General features: G+C 41.5%; 19 protein-coding genes. 7 read left to right on the top strand and 12 right to left on the bottom strand.

What is annotated here, in order from left to right:
• Nucleotides 1-424: 424 nt before the first annotated feature.
• Complete coding sequence (locus Q0058_RS10355; protein ID WP_298223595.1) at nt 425-1,627, bottom strand: serine hydrolase domain-containing protein; 1,203 nt, start codon at nt 1,625-1,627, stop codon at nt 425-427.
• A gap of 196 nt (nt 1,628-1,823) precedes the next feature.
• Between Q0058_RS10355 and Q0058_RS10350 the strand changes: the two genes are divergently transcribed.
• From Q0058_RS10350 to Q0058_RS10340, 3 genes are all read left to right on the top strand, one after another.
• Nucleotides 1,824-3,026: an NAD(P)-dependent oxidoreductase gene (locus tag Q0058_RS10350; protein ID WP_298223593.1), complete on the top strand. Its 1,203-nt coding sequence runs from the start codon at nt 1,824-1,826 to the stop codon at nt 3,024-3,026.
• A gap of 174 nt (nt 3,027-3,200) precedes the next feature.
• Nucleotides 3,201-5,300, top strand: coding sequence for a glycoside hydrolase family 97 protein (locus Q0058_RS10345; protein WP_298223592.1), 2,100 nt, complete (start codon nt 3,201-3,203; stop codon nt 5,298-5,300).
• A gap of 186 nt (nt 5,301-5,486) precedes the next feature.
• Nucleotides 5,487-7,142 (top strand): MFS transporter, encoded by a 1,656-nt coding sequence (locus Q0058_RS10340; protein ID WP_298223590.1) that lies wholly within the window; start codon nt 5,487-5,489, stop codon nt 7,140-7,142.
• Nucleotides 7,143-7,214: 72 nt separating this feature from the next.
• On the opposite strand, the gene Q0058_RS10335 is transcribed toward Q0058_RS10340, so the two are convergent.
• The 4 genes from Q0058_RS10335 to Q0058_RS10320 all read right to left on the bottom strand — a co-directional run bounded on the left by Q0058_RS10335 (nt 7,215) and on the right by Q0058_RS10320 (nt 10,074).
• A complete protein-coding gene (locus Q0058_RS10335) occupies nt 7,215-7,715 on the bottom strand; it encodes a hypothetical protein (RefSeq protein WP_298223589.1) in 501 nt (166 codons plus the stop codon).
• A 15-nt stretch (nt 7,716-7,730) separates the two neighbouring features.
• Nucleotides 7,731-9,077 (bottom strand): cell envelope integrity protein CreD, encoded by a 1,347-nt coding sequence (gene creD / locus Q0058_RS10330; RefSeq protein WP_298223587.1) that lies wholly within the window; start codon nt 9,075-9,077, stop codon nt 7,731-7,733.
• 72 nt (nt 9,078-9,149) lie between these two features.
• On the bottom strand, nt 9,150-9,446 hold the full coding sequence (locus Q0058_RS10325) for a transcriptional regulator (RefSeq protein ID WP_298223585.1): 297 nt from the start codon (nt 9,444-9,446) through the stop codon (nt 9,150-9,152).
• A 4-nt stretch (nt 9,447-9,450) separates the two neighbouring features.
• Nucleotides 9,451-10,074 (bottom strand): hypothetical protein, encoded by a 624-nt coding sequence (locus Q0058_RS10320; RefSeq protein WP_298223583.1) that lies wholly within the window; start codon nt 10,072-10,074, stop codon nt 9,451-9,453.
• Between the two features lie 117 nt (nt 10,075-10,191).
• Here Q0058_RS10320 and Q0058_RS10315 point away from each other — a divergent pair, with 117 nt between their 5' ends.
• Nucleotides 10,192-11,550: a M28 family peptidase gene (locus Q0058_RS10315; protein WP_298223581.1), complete on the top strand. Its 1,359-nt coding sequence runs from the start codon at nt 10,192-10,194 to the stop codon at nt 11,548-11,550.
• Nucleotides 11,551-11,596: 46 nt separating this feature from the next.
• Here the strand turns inward: Q0058_RS10315 and Q0058_RS10310 are convergent, their stop codons facing one another.
• The 5 genes from Q0058_RS10310 to Q0058_RS10290 all read right to left on the bottom strand — a co-directional run bounded on the left by Q0058_RS10310 (nt 11,597) and on the right by Q0058_RS10290 (nt 14,716).
• The gene (locus Q0058_RS10310) at nt 11,597-11,860 is read right to left on the bottom strand and encodes a hypothetical protein (protein WP_298223579.1); all 264 of its coding nucleotides are present in this window, start codon (nt 11,858-11,860) and stop codon (nt 11,597-11,599) included.
• 78 nt (nt 11,861-11,938) lie between these two features.
• Complete coding sequence (locus Q0058_RS10305) at nt 11,939-12,784, bottom strand: hypothetical protein (RefSeq protein WP_298223577.1); 846 nt, start codon at nt 12,782-12,784, stop codon at nt 11,939-11,941.
• 12 nt (nt 12,785-12,796) lie between these two features.
• A complete protein-coding gene (gene kdsA, locus Q0058_RS10300; protein WP_298223575.1) occupies nt 12,797-13,615 on the bottom strand; it encodes a 3-deoxy-8-phosphooctulonate synthase in 819 nt (272 codons plus the stop codon).
• Nucleotides 13,616-13,782: 167 nt separating this feature from the next.
• A complete protein-coding gene (locus Q0058_RS10295; protein WP_298223573.1) occupies nt 13,783-14,232 on the bottom strand; it encodes a 2-dehydro-3-deoxyphosphooctonate aldolase in 450 nt (149 codons plus the stop codon).
• The gene (locus Q0058_RS10290) at nt 14,222-14,716 is read right to left on the bottom strand and encodes a DUF4199 domain-containing protein (RefSeq protein ID WP_298223571.1); all 495 of its coding nucleotides are present in this window, start codon (nt 14,714-14,716) and stop codon (nt 14,222-14,224) included. Before Q0058_RS10290 ends, Q0058_RS10295 begins: the two co-directional genes overlap by 11 nt.
• A gap of 95 nt (nt 14,717-14,811) precedes the next feature.
• On the opposite strand from Q0058_RS10290, the gene Q0058_RS10285 reads away from it, so the two are divergent.
• From Q0058_RS10285 to Q0058_RS10275, 3 genes are all read left to right on the top strand, one after another.
• Entirely contained in the window at nt 14,812-15,369 is a 558-nt protein-coding gene (locus tag Q0058_RS10285; protein ID WP_298223569.1) for a YeeE/YedE thiosulfate transporter family protein, read from the top strand.
• A gap of 2 nt (nt 15,370-15,371) precedes the next feature.
• On the top strand, nt 15,372-15,785 hold the full coding sequence (locus Q0058_RS10280; protein WP_298223567.1) for a DUF6691 family protein: 414 nt from the start codon (nt 15,372-15,374) through the stop codon (nt 15,783-15,785).
• Nucleotides 15,786-15,859: 74 nt separating this feature from the next.
• Complete coding sequence (locus Q0058_RS10275; protein WP_298223565.1) at nt 15,860-16,126, top strand: heavy metal-associated domain-containing protein; 267 nt, start codon at nt 15,860-15,862, stop codon at nt 16,124-16,126.
• A gap of 65 nt (nt 16,127-16,191) precedes the next feature.
• On the opposite strand, the gene Q0058_RS10270 is transcribed toward Q0058_RS10275, so the two are convergent.
• Nucleotides 16,192-16,467, bottom strand: coding sequence for an ATP-dependent Clp protease adaptor ClpS (locus Q0058_RS10270; RefSeq protein ID WP_298223563.1), 276 nt, complete (start codon nt 16,465-16,467; stop codon nt 16,192-16,194).
• A gap of 13 nt (nt 16,468-16,480) precedes the next feature.
• Nucleotides 16,481-17,317 carry a 50S ribosomal protein L11 methyltransferase gene (gene prmA / locus Q0058_RS10265; protein ID WP_298223561.1) on the bottom strand — a complete coding sequence of 279 codons (837 nt, stop codon included), beginning with the start codon at nt 17,315-17,317 and terminating at the stop codon, nt 16,481-16,483.
• Between the last annotated feature and the right edge of the window lie 22 nt (nt 17,318-17,339).

The raw sequence follows: 17,339 nt of genomic DNA, 5'->3' as shown, positions 1-17,339 counted from the left end.
GATAATTGATAATTGATAATTGATAATTGATAATTGATAATTGATAATTGATAATTGATAATTGATAATTGATAATGAAGCTGCAAATATACTATAAACAGTTGGAGTTGTAGGTCTAAAGAATCGTTAAATTCTGCAAAAACTAATTATCAATTATCCAATTAGCTCCGCTCAGTTCGGCAAAAGCCTCGGGTGTTAATTATCAATTAATTCAGGAGCCGGGAACCTGCTGTCCGATACAATCTTTTGCGTCGAACGCCACCGCAAAAGGATTTCCACTACCATCAGGGCTAGGGTTACATCTTATTCAGAACACTTACATTAAAAAGTAAATCCAAAACATACAATAAACAAAGAAGTTGTTTATAGAAGAATCGTTCAATACACCGTAAACTAATTATCAATTGTTAATTATCAATTAAAATCAATCTTCATCCCCAAACTCAAAAGGATAATCCCCAAAAACAGGAGCCAATTTCCGAACCGAATAAACATTCTTATTCGACTTGTTCGTGATCGCAATGATTGTCACATTTTCTTTGGTCAAAGTAATATACGATGACATATTCCCATGCCACCAACCATTGTGAAAATAGTATTTCTGCCCGGTTTCCCATTCAATCATACGCATGCCCAAACCATAATTCTTCGTGCCTTTGTGCTCGTTGCTGTAGCCTTTGTATATCTGGCAGCACAATTTAGGTTTCAAAAATGTCGGAGCCTTGCGCGCCATATCAAATTTCAGCAAATCCCTCGGTGTCGAATAAATGTTTTTATCGCCATACACCGCATCGAGATAATCATAAGCCAAACGCATATTGCTTGCTTTGTATGACGGCATTGCGGTTTGAAGGTCGCGGTCAAATTCAAAAACATAAGTGTTGGTCATACCCAGCGGTTTGAAAATCATTTCCTCCATGGCCTGCGGATAGCTGACTCCGGTAATCTTCTCGATAATCAAAGCCAGAATCGCATAGTTGGTATTGCAATAAGCGAATCGTGTATCCGTCGGAAATTCCAAACCGATATTTTTTTCTGCCAATAAGTTGGCAACATCTTGGTTCGTCAGTGTTTTGTGTCGGTCCCAAACGCCTTTGTCTTCCGTAAAATAAGCGTAGTTCCTTAATCCGCTTCTGTGATTCAACAAAGTACGGATTGTGATTTCCGGGTAAGGGAAATTATCAATAATCGTATTGACTTTCTGATCGAGATCGATTTTACCATTGTCAACTAATAATAATATCGCCGAAGCTGTCAACACTTTACTCACCGATGCAATATGCAAAGGTGTGTCGCTCGTAATCGGAATTTGTTGTTCTCTGTTGCCGATGCCTTGATAACGCTCGTAAATGATTTCTCCATTCTTGGCCACCAAAAAACTGAAATTGTTGTTTTCATTACTCCAATATTTGTTGCAGTATTTTTCTACCGCTGCCTTTTTGGTATCAATAAAATCAGCATCAACCTTGGCATACTTTACCTGTGAAGGTTGCATCGTAGGCAAGCCGCTGGCACTTAACACCGTTTCGGCAATGCCATCTTCTGACTTTTCCTGTCGAGAACACGTCAGGAATACGATACAGATTAAAAAAAGTTTTATATATAGAGTGTAAGACTTCAATGTCATAGGGAAAAGCTTTATTGACAAATATAGACAAACAAAGGTATGGCATTAAAAACCCGAAAAATGGGTTATAAACATTTTATTAACTATATAAAATGCCACAAATCAGGCATTACTCCGAGGATTATTTTTAAGAAAAAAAGTTTTGAAAACGTTGTAGTTATAGTTTACATTTGCGACCGTAAAAATATCCCCACACATGAAATTTGGCCTCATCAAAGAAAGAAAAAACCCACCTGACCGCAGGGTAGTATTCACCCCCGAAGAAGTTGCAAGACTCCAAAAAGAACATCCCGAAGCGCAAATTAAAGTTGAAAGCTCTGATATCCGTGTGTTTACCGATGAGCAATACAAAGCGCTTGGCATTGAAGTCACGGAAGATGTCTCGGATTGCGACGTATTATTTGGCGTAAAGGAAGTTCCAGTCGATTCGTTAATCCCGAATAAAAAATATTTCTTTTTTTCACATACTATAAAAAAGCAAGCCCACAACCGCAAACTGTTGCAGGCTATTCTCGATAAAAAAATAGATTTATACGACCACGAAACGATAGTTGATGCGCATTATAAAAGACTCATTGGTTTTGGCCGTTACGCCGGAATTGTCGGAGCTTACAACGGCATGCGCGCGTTCGGGCTCAAATTCGAATTGTTCTCAATTCCCAAAGCCGAAACCTTAGTAAGTAAAGACGATTTAGTCAACAAACTCAGACGCCAGGTGTTGCCACCAATCAAAATCGTTCTGACCGGACACGGAAAAGTGGCCATGGGCGCCAAAGAAATCCTCGACGGCATGCGCATCAAGGAAGTTTTGCCTGAGCATTTCCTTACCAAAATATATTCAGAGCCGGTCTACACGCAGATCGACGTGATGGATTATTACCAACGCAAAGACGACCAACCCGCTTCAAAAGAAGATTTCTATAAAAACCCAACCCAATACACTTCGAATTTTGAGCGTTTTTCCAAAGTGTCCGATATTTTCATGGCGGGACATTTCTACGGAAATGAAGGCCCTGAAATCCTATCCCGAGAAATGCTCAACGCGCCTGATTGCAAAATCAAGGTCGTAGCCGATATCTCGTGCGACGTGGACGGCCCGATTGCCTGCACCATTAAAGCTTCGACGATAGCCGATCCGTTATTTGGTTATTTGCCAAGTGAAGACAAAGAAGTTCCGTACACGCATCCGGCCGCAATTGTCGTGATGTCGGTGGATAACTTGCCTTGCGAATTGCCTAAAGACGCGAGTGAAGGATTTGGCGAAATGTTTATGCAACACGTGATTCCCGCATTTTTCAATGGAGATAAAGACGGCATTTTAGACCGCGCCAAGATGACCGAAAAAGGCAAGCTCACCAAAAGATTCGAATACCTTCAGGATTACGTGGACGGAAAATAGATTTTTTGAAAAAGTGGATTTGTGGATTTGGTTATTCGGTTATTTGATGACACGAATAACCGAATAACCAAATCCACAAATAACCAAATACCAGCTACAACGTTGTCGTAGTTTTAAGGCTGTTTTTTTCAAAAAGTAAAAGCTTAATTTTATCTTTAGCAAAATTTAAGCAGCATGAAAAAAGCACTCTCGATTGTATTCCTATTCTTGGTATTCTTCACTAACGCCCAATCCGTCCAATCGCCTTCCAAAGCCATTACGCTTGATTTTAAATTAGGCGAATCCGGGAAACCAACCTATAGCGTAACCTATAAAAACCAACCGGTGATTCTGCAAAGTGACCTTGGGGTCGTGATGAAAAACCTAGGCGACCTCGCAACAAACTTTACTGTAGAAGGCTCTAAAATAACTGCTTTCAGCGAAAACTGGAAACCTGTTTTAGGCGAACAATCGAGCATCAAAAACCAATACAATGAACTAACGGTTTCATTAATCCAAGCCAAAACCGGACGAAAAATCAATATTATTTTCCGCGCGTTCGACGAAGGTATAGCTTTCCGCTACGAATTCCCAAAGCAAAAAGACTTAAATTATTTTATCATTTCCGATGAAGTTTCCGAGTTCAACCTCACTGGAAACCACAAAGTATTCTGGATTCCGGGCGATTTCGACAGCAATGAATACGAATACAACGAAACGACATTCTCGAACATCGACACCAAAAAAATTAACCTTGATAATGGTATCGGCGTCAAAAGTATTGCCGGACAATACACCATCCAATCGCCTTTGATGATGAAAAGTGTCTCGAATTTATACCTCAATATTTTCGAAGCCGCTGTAGTCAATTATCCATTAATGCACCTCGATGCTGATGTAACAAATTATAAACTTAAGGCTCATTTGGTGCCGAATGCGATTGGCGATAAAGCGTATTTGCAAGCGCCTTGTGTTTCGCCTTGGAGAACGATTATGGTCAGCAGCGACGCCCGCGATATCGTGGGTTCCAAAATGATTTTAAACCTGAACGAACCTTCCAAACTCGATGATACTTCCTGGATCAAACCGATGAAATATGTCGGTGTCTGGTGGGAAATGCACGTCGGGAAATCGACTTGGGATTACGCAGGTTCACAAAATGCGCAGAACCAGAAAACGCAGGATCTGATTCCATCGGGAAAACACGGAGCGACCACAGCCAACACCAAACGCTATATTGACTTCGCCGCCAAAAACGGTTTCGATGGCGTACTCTTAGAAGGCTGGAACGTCGGTTGGGAAGATTGGTACGGCAACTGGAAAGAAGAAGTGTTTGATTTCACGACGCCTTATCCTGATTTTAATTTGAAAGAAGTGAACGCTTACGCCAAATCCAAAGGAGTCAAAATGATCATGCACAATGAGACTTCAGGTTCCGTAGGCAATTACGAAAGGCATCTCGACCGCGCTTTTGATTTGTCTCAGCGTTACGGTTATCCGGCAATCAAAACTGGTTATGTCGGAAGAATCATTCCACGCGGAGAATTCCATGACGGGCAGGCGATGGTCAACCATTTCAATTACGTAGCAAGACGCGCCGCCGATTATAAACTGATGATCAACTCGCACGAAAGTTCGCGTCCGACAGGTTACAGCAGAACTTATCCGAATTACATCGCTGCAGAAGCCGCACGCGGAAACGAATTCAATGCTTGGAGCAACGGAAATCCGCCGATGCACGAAACGATTTTACCGTTCACCAGATTGTTAGGCGGCCCGATGGATTACACGCCCGGCATCTTCGAAATCAAAATGAACGTTTACGACAAAACCAAAACCGCACAAGTGCATACGACTTTAGCGAAACAATTGGCACTTTACGTGACGATGTATTCGCCGTTGCAAATGGCTGCCGATTTGCCTGAAAACTACGAGAAATACCCCGATGCGTTCCAGTTCATTAAAGACGTTGCCGTAGATTGGGACGACAGCAAATACCTCGAAGCCGAACCCGGCGATTACCTCACGATTGCGAGAAAAGCCAAAGGTTCTGATAATTGGTTCTTGGGCGCGATCACCGATGAGAACCCGAGAAACACCGAAATCAAACTCGATTTCCTGACGCCGGGCAAAAAATACAAAGCGATCATTTATCAGGACAGCAAAACAGCGCATTGGAAAAACAACCCGATCAGTTACGAGATCAAAACGATTGAAGTCACTTCAAAATCAAAACTCCAACTGATTTTGGCCGCCGGTGGTGGAACTGCGGTCAGCATTATGCCGGTGAAGTAATTTTTCAGGAGCTGTTCCTGCTATCCACTCCCAATCTTATACGCCGAACAACGGCGTATAAGGATTTCCGTTACTATCAGGGCTAAGGCAGTAGTGCTGTTCATTACTTGTTGACTAAATAGAAATGGTGGTTGTTAGAGGTAAAATTATTTACACTATTTTTAGCCAAACTAACAAAACCTAACCATGAACTCAAACCAAGTAAAAACCAATTACCCAGCGCTGTATACTTTAATCAGCGTGTTCTTTTTCTGGGGATTTATCGCAGCGAGCAATGGCGTGTTCATTCCGTTCTGCAAAAGCTATTTCAACCTCGACCAGTTCCAGTCACAGCTCATCGACTTCGCGTTTTATGGTGCTTATTATCTCGGCGCTTTAGGATTGTATGTGTTCAGTTCGCTTTCCGGGAAAGATGTCGTCGGGCTTTGGGGTTACAAAAAAAGTATCGCTTACGGTTTGCTGTTTTCTCTGATTGGAGCCGTATTAATGATTCTTGCGGTCAACTTCGGAGGCTTCACAGCAATCCTTTTTGCTTTGTTCATTGTCGCTTTAGGTTTCTCTTTGCAACAAACTGCAGCGCAACCATTTGCAATTCTACTTGGTGATCCGAAAACTGGAATCACACGCGTCAATCTCGGTGGTGGAATCAATAGTTTCGGAACTATGATTGGGCCTATTGTCGTGACTTTTGCGTTGTTCGGAGTAGCGAGCGTCAGCGACGAACAAATCAAACATTTAGGCTTGAATACAGTAAGTTATTTATATGCCACTGTCGGCGGATTGTTTCTGATTTGCGCCTTAATCATTGGTTTGTCTAAAAGCGTTCCGGCCGGAATCAATTCCGAAAAAGTCGAACAAAGCAACAAAGCCATGACTACTTTGGCGATTATTACTTTATTATTGTTGGTGTGTTTTGCTCCGATTTTCGCAAGTTACTCGAACCTCAATCCTAATATTTCAGCACAAGAACTAGCGGATTTGGAACATTATAGAATGTATTGGCTCATCGGAGCTTTGCTTGTAGTTGTTGTCGGATTGTTGTTCGCCAACCAAAAAGCACAGAAGCAAAGCGAGGGCTGGGGTGCGATGCAATATCCGCAACTTGTTCTTGGGATGTTAGCAATCTTCACGTATGTTGGAGTAGAAGTGGCCATCGGAAGTAACTTAGGCGGCTTACTAAAAACTCCGGAATTCGGTAGCCTTCAAGCGTCAGACATCGGTCCGTATATTTCGATGTATTGGGGAAGTCTCATGATCGGGCGTTGGGCCGGAGCAATCAGCGCTTTCGATTTTAAAAACGACACCAAAAAATTGTTATTGATTTTGATACCTGTTGTGGCTTTTGGGATTATACTCGCCGTCAATTTCATCACAGGAAAAGACATCAGACCGTTATACTATTACATCATTTGCGTATTCATTCAGATTGGCGCGACTTTCCTTTCGAAAGACAAACCCGCCAGAACCTTACTCATTTTTTCCATTTTCGGAATTGCTGCCATGCTGATTGGTTTATGTTCTAGTGGCATGATTGCGATTTATGCTTTCTTAGCGGGCGGTTTGGCTTGCAGCATCATGTGGCCCGCGATTTTCAGTTTGGCCATCATCGGTCTTGGAAAGCACACCACACAAGGTTCCGCTTTCTTGATCATGATGATTTTGGGTGGTGGCATCATTCCGCCTTTGCAAGGAAAATTGTCTGATATCATCGGCATTCACCAATCTTACTTTATTCCTGTGTTGTGTTTTGCTTATCTTGCTTTGTTTGCGATTGTCGTGAAAGGCATCTTGAAAAAACAAAACATTGATGTGGATGCGATTGAAGTAGAAACTTCACATTAAAAGACAAACGCCATCAATATAAAAACCCCGAAACTCATAGGCATCGGGGTTTTTCTTTATTCAATCAAATCATCAGTCGCTTACTTTTTCAAAAACGAGATTGTCATCGCTGTTGGGATTGTTATTGGTGATGAATTTAAGTTTATAATCCATCAGGCCTTTGCTTATTTTCGCCACAGAGGAATGATGGTTACACGTAAACCAAATTTCGTTATCATACGAATGATACCTTCCTTTTTCGCACAAAACACGATTGATGTTGGACGTTTTTTCAAATACACCGTTTTCATACAATCTTAAAGTGGTTTTTCCATTTTTTGCAGCGCTGGAACTGGTAAGTTCATAATACCCCAGCAAATCATTTTCGTTTGGCTTTATGACAAGGTTCCAGAAGACATGATGGATTGCTACCGAAGCTATAATCGTAAATGGAATTATGAACATTTTAAACCCCAAACGGATCTGTTTTTTATTTTCCCAAAAGAATCCTGCAAACATCAATATTGGGCCAGCGATGAGCAGCAATAAGAGAATGAATGCGATTAAAAGTTGTAGTAAGATGAGTATCGGCATTTGATTTTTATTTGATTATTTACTCCAGTCAATTTTTCTCGAACAATACATAATCGCTCCTAAAATCATAAACAAACCTATGCTTCCGACCATCAGCGCATAGTTTTCAAGCTGGATGATGATGTAAATGAAACTGTATAAAACCGATAGCGATGCTCCGATAAACATCGGGAATTTCCGGTTCTTCAAAATGGCAATCGAATACAGGCTGATCATCAATACTACAGCAATCGCGGCGATCATGTAAGCGGTCGAAAAACTGCTGTGTTCCGTGATCGAAATCAGCAAAGTGTAGAACATGATCAAAGCCAAACCAATCATAGTATACTGAAAAATATGGATGCTGATTTTGCTGATCGATTGTATCAAAAAGAAAATTAAAAACGTCAGGCCAATCACGAGAAACCCATATTTGGCGGCACGTTCGTTCTGCTGGTATTGGTCTACGGGAATCACAAAATCGACCCCGAAAGCGAAAGGGCTCAGATTCGGCAGCGTATCAAAAACCTGTTGCGCAAAGGCGCGGTTGATGTGCAGGATTTTCCAATTCGCCTTAAAACCTTTGGCCGTGATTTGTTTGGTTTTGTCGTCGGGTAAAAAATTTCCGGTGAAGCTCGGTGACGCCCAGTTCGATTGCATTGCCACTTGGGTTGTTTTTCCAATCGGCACCATTTTGATCTGTTTGCTGCCGTTATAAGTGATGTCGAAATGGAACTTGGCGCCCAAAGCGAGCTGCTTTTTCAAATCGATGTAACCGGTTTCAAGCGATTCGGTGCTGTCGTTTGCGTTGCCACTGTAGACGGGTTCGAAAGTATAATCGCTGTTGCCCAGACGGATTTTGACTTCATTCTTGATACTTTTGAGATTCGTGGTTTGCACGACAATTGTCGCTTTATCCCATTGGATGTTTTCGTCGGCAATGTCGCGGCTGCTGAAATCGGGCTGTACGTAATGCCCGTCGAATTGCATCGCGCTGTTGAAAACCGCGGATTCGTAATTGTTCCTGTTGAGCACTTTGGTCGAAACATTCGCTTTTGCCTGAAGCGTTTCAGGAAAGAAATAGGCGTAACTCGTAAACACTTTTTTCTCCTTGACGCTTTCTTTGGTTTTCTCGTTGATCGAAACGGTTTCTTCAAAATTGGTGTACGGAATTTTGAGGATCGGTCCATAAAAGTAAACGCTTTTTCCCCATTTGTCATTGATTTCGGTTTTGACTTCTTCTTGGCGTTGTGATCTTTCTAAAATTAGGTTCTTCACAAATTCGAGCGGAATCAGTAAGACGAGTGTCAGCATCCCGACGAGCATCATTTTGGCGGTATTCGATTGGAAGATGGAGGTGATGGTGTTTTTTTGTGTTTCCATGTTTTTGTTTTTATTGGTGATTAATATTTAAAAAGTACTTTGTATTTCAAAGTTATTGTATAAAAAAATAGACTAACTTTTCTGGATTAATTTTTCGAGTGCTTCTATATGTTCCTGGAATGCTTTCCTGCCCGAAGCCGTGATGCTGTATTTGGTGTTCGGTTTTTTCGCAATGAATTGCTTCTCGACACTAATGTATTGCTCAAGTTCCAGCGCTTTGATATGCGAAGCAAGGTTGCCATCTGTTACGCCAAGCAATTCCTTAAGCGTATTGAAATCGGCGTTTTCATTAACCATCAAAACCGACATCATACCTAACCGTATTCTGTGGTCAAAAGCCTTGTTGATATTTTTTAGGATGTCTTTCACGATTTTAGTTTCTATCGTATTTGAAATACATGATCGAACCGTAAAGAATGTGTCCGACGCCAAATCCGATTGCCCAGAACAGTAAGCCATAACCTAAAAACCAAAGCGACAATAAGCCGAGTGCAATTTGCATCAAGCCCAGATAACGGATATCACCGAGCGTATATTTACTCGCATTGACACAACCCAATCCGTAAAAAATTAAGGTCAATGGAGCAACTAATCCAAAAATTTCTTTCTCAATTAAATACAGAATGAAAATTCCTCCGGTCGCAATCGGAATCGCAAAATTGATGACCAACCGTTGCGACACATTATTCCAAACGGGTTGATGCTGTTTTGCGGCCTTTCTGTAACTCAACACAATTCCGGTAACAATAGATAAGACAATCACGGCAACAGCAATACCAATCAATTTATAAACGGCTTCCTGCGAAATCACTAAATTGCTGTAATTCCCCATAGTCGAAGTGTCAAAATAAATGGTTTTGTAGGCAAACCAAGCTCCGATCAAAGAGTAGCCTCCCGCTAAAATTCCTGAAAGCCCACTCAAAGAAATAAAACGTGACGATTGCTCCATCATCGATTTGATGTCCTGTATGTCTTTTAAATAATCTTTTGTTTCCATTTTTAAAGTACTTTGAAAAACAAAGTAAATTAAAACCATTCGAATAAAAAAATAAAACTTCACTTTTTTTCAAAGCGAAGGAAATCTGGTTTATTTTTATGACATTAAATCTAAATAATGAAAAAAATTATTCTCACTGTTTTGCTGCTTCAAACTGGTTTCACTTTTTCCCAAAATCAAGAGAAAACCATCCGTGAAATCTACGACAACGCCTTAGCCCATTCCAAATGCTATAGCTGGCTTGACGATTTGTCGAATAAAATAGGAGCGAGGCTTTCGGGTTCCGCAGGCGCTCAAAAAGCCGTGGATTATACAAAACTGCAACTCGAAACTTTAGGTCTTGACCGCGTCTATCTTCAGGAAGTTATGGTGCCGCATTGGGTTCGTGGCGAAAAGGAAACCGCCTACATCAAAAGCATTAAAGAGAAAATCAATGTACCGATTTGTGCTTTGGGTGGATCGGTTGCTACGTCCAAAATCGGGCTTTCAGCGGAAGTTATTGAAGTGCATTCCATTGAAGAACTGGCTAAACTCGGAGCCGAAAATATCAGAGGGAAAATCGTGTTCTACAACCGCGCTTTCGAAACCGGAAACATCGAAGCCATGACATCTTATGGTCATGCGGTGGATCAGCGTTATGTCGGCGCACGCGAAGCTTCCAAATTTGGCGCTGTCGGAACGATTGTGCGTTCGATGAATTTCCGCCTCGATGATTATCCGCACACTGGAGCCCAGAGTTATGGCGACATTCCAAAATCGCAATACATTCCAACCGCCGCAATCAGTACTAACGGAGCGGAATTGTTGAGTAAGAAACTCAAAGAAAATCCAAAACTGACTTTTTATTTCAAGCAATCGTGCCAACAGTTTGAAGATGTTTTATCGTATAATGTGATTGGCGAAATCAAAGGCAGCGAGCATCCCGAAAACATCATGGTTGTGGGCGGTCATCTCGATTCGTGGGATTTGGCCGACGGTTCGCATGACGATGGGGCAGGCGTGGTGCAAAGTATGGAAGTGTTGCATTTGCTCAAAAGCATCAACTACAAACCCAAAAATACGATTCGCGCTGTTTTGTTTATGAATGAAGAAAATGGCGGACGCGGCGGGAATAAGTATGAAGAACTGTCAAAAGCCAATAAAGAAAACCACATTTTCGCACTCGAAAGTGATTCGGGCGGTTTCTCACCAAGAGGTTTTAACTTTGAAGGTGATGACGAAAGCTTCCAAAAAATCTTAAGCTGGAAACCGTTGTTCGAACCTTATATGATCCACCTTTTTGAAAAGGGACATACTGGTTCAGATATTACACCACTCACCGGAACAAAACTCGTAAAAGCCGGATTAAGACCGGATTCGCAACGCTACTTTGATTACCATCATGCAGCGACTGACAAATTTAATGCGGTCAACAAACGGGAACTTGAACTCGGAGCCGCCGCCATGACGACTTTAATTTATCTTATGGATCAATAGTAATGAAACAAAAAAAAGCCACTCCTAAAAGTGGCTTTTTAATGATTTATTTTTGTTTGTATCGTTTGTCCGGAGTTCCGTCTTTTTTCAAGACAACTTCTTTCGCTTCCTTATATCTTTTGTCCGGAGTTCCGTCTTTTTTCAGAACAACTTTAGTTTCTTTGGCTTTTGCATCGGCTTTCTTGACTTCTTTTTTGGCGTCTTTAGCAACAGCTTCTGTCTTTTGAACAGCTTTCTTAACGCCTTCTTGTGCTGAAGCAGTAAAGGCAAAACCTAAAACTGCAATCGCAGCTAAAAATACTTTTTTCATTTTTCTATAGTTTAAGATTGTATCGCTAATGTAGCAAACTATTTTTAATCGCAGACTTATCAAACGCTTAAAAAAATCTTAAACTTTGAAGATACCGCCAAACGCAATAATTCTCTGGAAAAAGAAAAATTCCTGAGACGCGCGATCCGCCGGATCCTTGGTCGTACGGATATCAGGCATGTTGATGTAACCGCCTTTGAGTTCGCCCTGAACATAGAAGTGCTTTAAGAAAGTCACATTGATTCCTGCCTTCAAAGAAACGCCATAACCCGACACATGGAAATCATCATGACGGTCTTTCCCCAAAAGTTTCGTATTGGTTTTAGGATATAAAAAACCACCGCCAACGCCTTCAGTGAGATTCACTTGAATTTTATCCGTATTGTTGATGTGGAAAATTTTCGACATATCGTCAAACCTTGAAAATTCCGTGTTCACGTAATTCAATCCGTCAGTATGTTCAAAGGTTAAGAATTTTTCGGTCAACAAAACCTGATCGTTGGGTAAGGTTTCATCATAAGTTCCCGCATTCGGATAATAACCGTTGATGTCGACCGCTTTGAGTTGGTAGATCACATATTTCATATGATCCAATCCAATCGTAATGCTGTAATGGTCGTTGAGGAAATAACCCAATCTTAAATTGGTTTCCGGAATAGTCATTCTTGCCGGATTCACATAATCAATATGCCATCCTTTAGGTTTGTCGTGCGCCGTAACGTCATAAATTGTAAAATCATAATCATCACCACGGAAATTGATATTTGATTTGGAATAACTATCGCGGTTGCCGCCCCAAGAAACGAAGAATTTCCCTTTGTTGTGCGCGGTATATTTCTCCTGAACTTTAATAGCTTCCTGAGCGTTACTTTTTAATGAAACGAACCCAAGAAGCAAAACGAATAATAGTAACGTTTTTTTCAATGTATGATGCAATTAGAATGAATTAATCGTTTTTCGAATCGCCACCAACCGCGTCATCAAGCCTTCAAAAAGATCGAGGTGCAGCATATTGGCGCCGTCGCTTTTCGCATGCGCGGGATCAAAATGGGTTTCGATGAAAATCCCGTCCACGCCTACAGCGATTCCGGCTTTTGCAATGGTTTCAATCATATCAGGTCTTCCGCCGGTTACGCCGACCATTTGATTCGGTTGTTGCAAGGAATGCGTCACGTCTAAAACGGTTGTTGCATAGTGTTGCATCGTAGGAATGCCGCGGAAATCCACAATCATATCCTGATAGCCGAACATTGATCCGCGATCCGTCACCATCACATTTTCATTATGACAATCAAGTACTTTCTGCACCGCGTGTTTCATACTTTCCGGGCTCATGAATTGTCCTTTTTTGAGGTTCACGGTTTTTCCGGTATTCGCAGCCGCCACGACTAAATCAGTTTGACGTACTAGAAATGCTGGGATTTGCAACACATCCACGTATTGCGCGGCCATTTCAGCATCTTCATTTGTATGAATATCCGTAACCGTCGGAACGTGAAAAGTCTCGGAAACTTTGCGTAAAATCTTGAGCGCTTTCTCATCGCCGATGCCTGAGAAACTGTCAATTCTGGAACGGTTGGCTTTCTTAAACGAACCTTTAAAAACGTATGGGATTTCGAGTTTATCGGTAATGCCTATGAGCTTTTCAGCAATGCGCATCGCCATCTCTTCGCCTTCAATCGCACAAGGGCCGGCAAGTAAGAAAAAGTTGCCACTGTCGGTGTGCTTAATTTGCGGAATATGTTGTATGTTCATAATCAGTTTTTAGTGCCGCAAAGATACTATAGGTTTGATGAATTTCAGATGAAGTTTTGGTTTTTTTTAGGAGCTGATCCGGCTATACGTTCCCAATCTTTTGCGGCGAACAACGCCACAAAAGGATTTCCACTGCTATCCGGGCTAGGGCAGACCGTTACAAAGAATTATTTCTTCAAAGTCAAACCCACGGGAACCATCAAAGTGCTTTTTTCGAGATAGTTCAAATGCAGTCGCACAGGTTCTCTTTGGCCTTCCCAAGTGATTTCATAAACATCGAGCAGGCCAACACCCATTTCAGTATTTTTGGTCGGGAACGGACAACAGGTTTCGATTTTCTTGTAAGTGATTTTTTCGCCTTTCGGTCCGGCCAAAGCGTTCAGATAACGTTGTTGGTTGATGTTTTCATCCTTAGCGTTTTTATAGAAAACGTTGATCGGATAATCCTTATCGTAACCGTATTTCGGGTCTTTGCTGAATTCGGTAATCACAAACGTATTGTTAGCATTGAGTTTCGGAATCAACGCGTGTTCATCCACATTTTTCAAAGTCGATTTGGTGCTTACACACGAACACATCAAAATCAGTAATGCGAAAATCAAAAGTTTATTTTTCATGGCGATAATCTTTAGTTTTAACTACTAACGCAACTAAGGCCGCGGTTATTACACCCATCGACAAAGCGCCGAAAATGCCTTGCAGGATATAACTTTTCATATTGAAAAAAGTATCCGCCTGTACCTGCGTCTGAATTTTATGCGACACCGCGTATCGAATAATATTCTCAAAGTAACGCGGTGTAATATAAGTGAAAGTGATGTATTGCACGAGCGGACTCAAAACCGCCACCACAGCCGAAAGCACCAATCCGCTGAGGAATCCTTGTTTCCAATCCATTTTGCCTTTGTAATAATTTTTTTTCTTGTCGAGCAATGCCAGAAAGTAAATCAAAATGGCGATGATTCCAAAGAAGTTCGTGTATATCGCTTGTTTGCTGATGTATTGGTCGTGCAGCCCAACAGTTTTCTCGATGATCATCCAGACCAAAGTGAGGATGCTGAACTGGATCGCCCAGCGGATTTCGATGGTAAATTTCTTCATAAAACGTAAGTCGGTTTCGAACTCAAAATTACTAGTTTATTTATATTTAACCCTAAAAATCAATTGAATTATTACATTTGTAAAAAACAAAAACTATGGATTTTTTATTTCATACGTGGCATTGGGCAGTTACCGGTTTTCTGATCGGGATCATCATGCTGACGCTCAATTATTTTGGGAAGGTTTTCGGGATGTCATCGAACCTCAGAAGTTTGTGTACGATAGCGGGCGCGGGCAAATTTGCTGATTTTTTCCGCTTCGATGTCAAATCGCAATACTGGAACCTGATGGTGCTTTTGGGCGCGATGATTGGTGGTTTTGTAGCGGTGCATTTTATGAGCGATCCTTCCAATGTCGATATCAATCCACAAACCATTGCGCAATTGCAAACCATGCACATCGATGCACCGAACGGGAAATTATTACCTGACGCCATCTTCGGAAATGCCGCTTTCGAATCCCCAAAAATGATTTTCATCTTGCTGATTGGTGGCCTTCTCATCGGATTTGGTTCGCGTTACGCCGGCGGCTGTACTTCAGGGCATGCGATTGCCGGAATGAGCAACCTACAACGCCAATCGCTTAAAGCGGTCATCGGATTTTTTGTCGGCGGGCTCATCATGGCGCACTTTATTTTCCCTTTAATTTTTTAATGATGAAGACACTCAAATTTATACTTGTAGGTTTTGTTTTTGGTGTTGTGCTTACAAAATCGGAAGCCGTTTCCTGGTACCGCATTTATGAAATGTTCCAGTTTCAGTCGTTCCATATGTATGGGATTATCATGGTCGCGATTGCGACCGGCGTGATTGGTTTGCAAATCATCAAAAGAAACCAGCTCAAAAATACCGATGGCGAAGTGATTAAAATTGCCGACAAAGAAAAAGGCTCTTTCCGCTATTGGATCGGCGGTTTGTTTTTTGGACTAGGTTGGGCGTTGGTCGGCGCTTGTCCGGGACCCATTTTCATATTACTTGGCGCAGGTTTTTTGCCGGTAATCTTGATATTGATCGGAGCTTTGTTAGGCACTTTCCTTTACGGCTTGGTGAAAGATAATTTGCCGCATTAATTATAATGTGATATGATATTTGTCAGTTCCCAGTTGCAGTAAAGCTGGTAACTTTGTACTATATCATCAGTATCATGAAAACTACGCTCAAAATCCAGAACTTAAAATGCGAAGGTTGTACTACAACGATAGCCAAAAAGCTCAGTGCTTTGCATGGCATTCACTATGTGAAAGTCAATTTGGGAACCAGCGAAGTGACTTTCGATTATGACAGCGAACTCAACCTGCTCGACGCAAAAGAAACCTTAAAAATTATCGGATATCCCGAAAGCGGAACTGAAAACCCTTGGAGTACCAAAGCGAGATCTTATATGAGTTGCGCTATGGGAAAAATGGGTTGACCTATTTTAAACTCAATTTCAGTGTAGCACTTTCAGCAATGGAAGTGCTATTTTTTTGTTTAAATCTAAACAATTTCTGCGCTCAAACCCGCTTCTAACAACTGCGTGCATTGCGGTTTCAATTCGTCAAACGATCCGGTTTTTACGGTACATTTTCCCTTGTAATGCACTAGTATCGCGCATTGTTCGGCCTGCTCTGAAGTATGGTTGCAGACGCGGATTAACGTATCGATAACGTGGTCAAAAGTATTGACGTCGTCGTTATACAAAACAATCTCATGGTTGATTCCGATGGCTTCTAAGACCGAGGTTTCGTCTTGTGTTTTTTCTATGGTGGCCATGTCTGAATTGGTTTTATTCATTTGCATATTTCAACGAGACCCAGTTGTTTCTCTGGAATTTCTTCACATAAGTCAATCCTTTTTCGGTACATGATGCATCGATGAACGGAATGTCTTCCTCATAAAATCCGCTCAAAAGAAGGATGCCTTTTGGCAGCAGACAGTTCACATAACTTTGCATGTCATTCAAAAGAATGTTGCGGTTGATGTTCGCGATGATCAGATCGTATTTCTGGTCAATCAGCATTGAAGCATCACCTTCATAAACGGTAATGTGTTTGCAGTTATTGCGCTCGGCGTTTTCAATCGAATTCAGATAACACCAGTTGTCGATATCTATTGCGTCAATCGGTTGGGCGCCTTTCATTTCAGCCAAAATCGCCAGAATCGCGGTACCGCAACCCATGTCTAAAGTTTTCATTCCGGCAACGTCGATTTCAAGCAAATGCTGGATCATCATGTGTGTCGTTTCGTGGTGGCCGGTTCCGAAACTCATTTTAGGTTCAATCACAATGTCAAACTCAGCGTCGGTTTTCGGGTGAAAAGGTGCGCGGACGTGACACTTTCCATCGACATCAATCGGTTCGAAATTCTTTTCCCATTCTTCGTTCCAGTTGACCTGTTCGATTTCTTCGATCGTGTAGGAAATGGTAAACTGTGGGGAATTCAATAAGTATAAATCATCCAAAATCGCTTCGTGCCACAATGGTTTCTGGATGTAAGCCGTAATCCCGAACTCACTTTCCACGAAACTTTCAAAAGGCAGTTCGCCCAATTCGGCAATAAGGATTTCTGAACCCAATTCCTTTGGCTCAATCGTAAAATGATAACCTAAATAAACGTTTGACATGGTTTTATTTTTAAAAAAATAG

Origin of the sequence: Flavobacterium sp. (genome assembly GCF_027484705.1) — a bacterium.
In the GTDB taxonomy this organism is placed as follows: domain Bacteria; phylum Bacteroidota; class Bacteroidia; order Flavobacteriales; family Flavobacteriaceae; genus Flavobacterium.
Note: the sequence above shows the minus strand (reverse complement) of the source record. Positions and strands in the feature narration are given on the sequence as shown.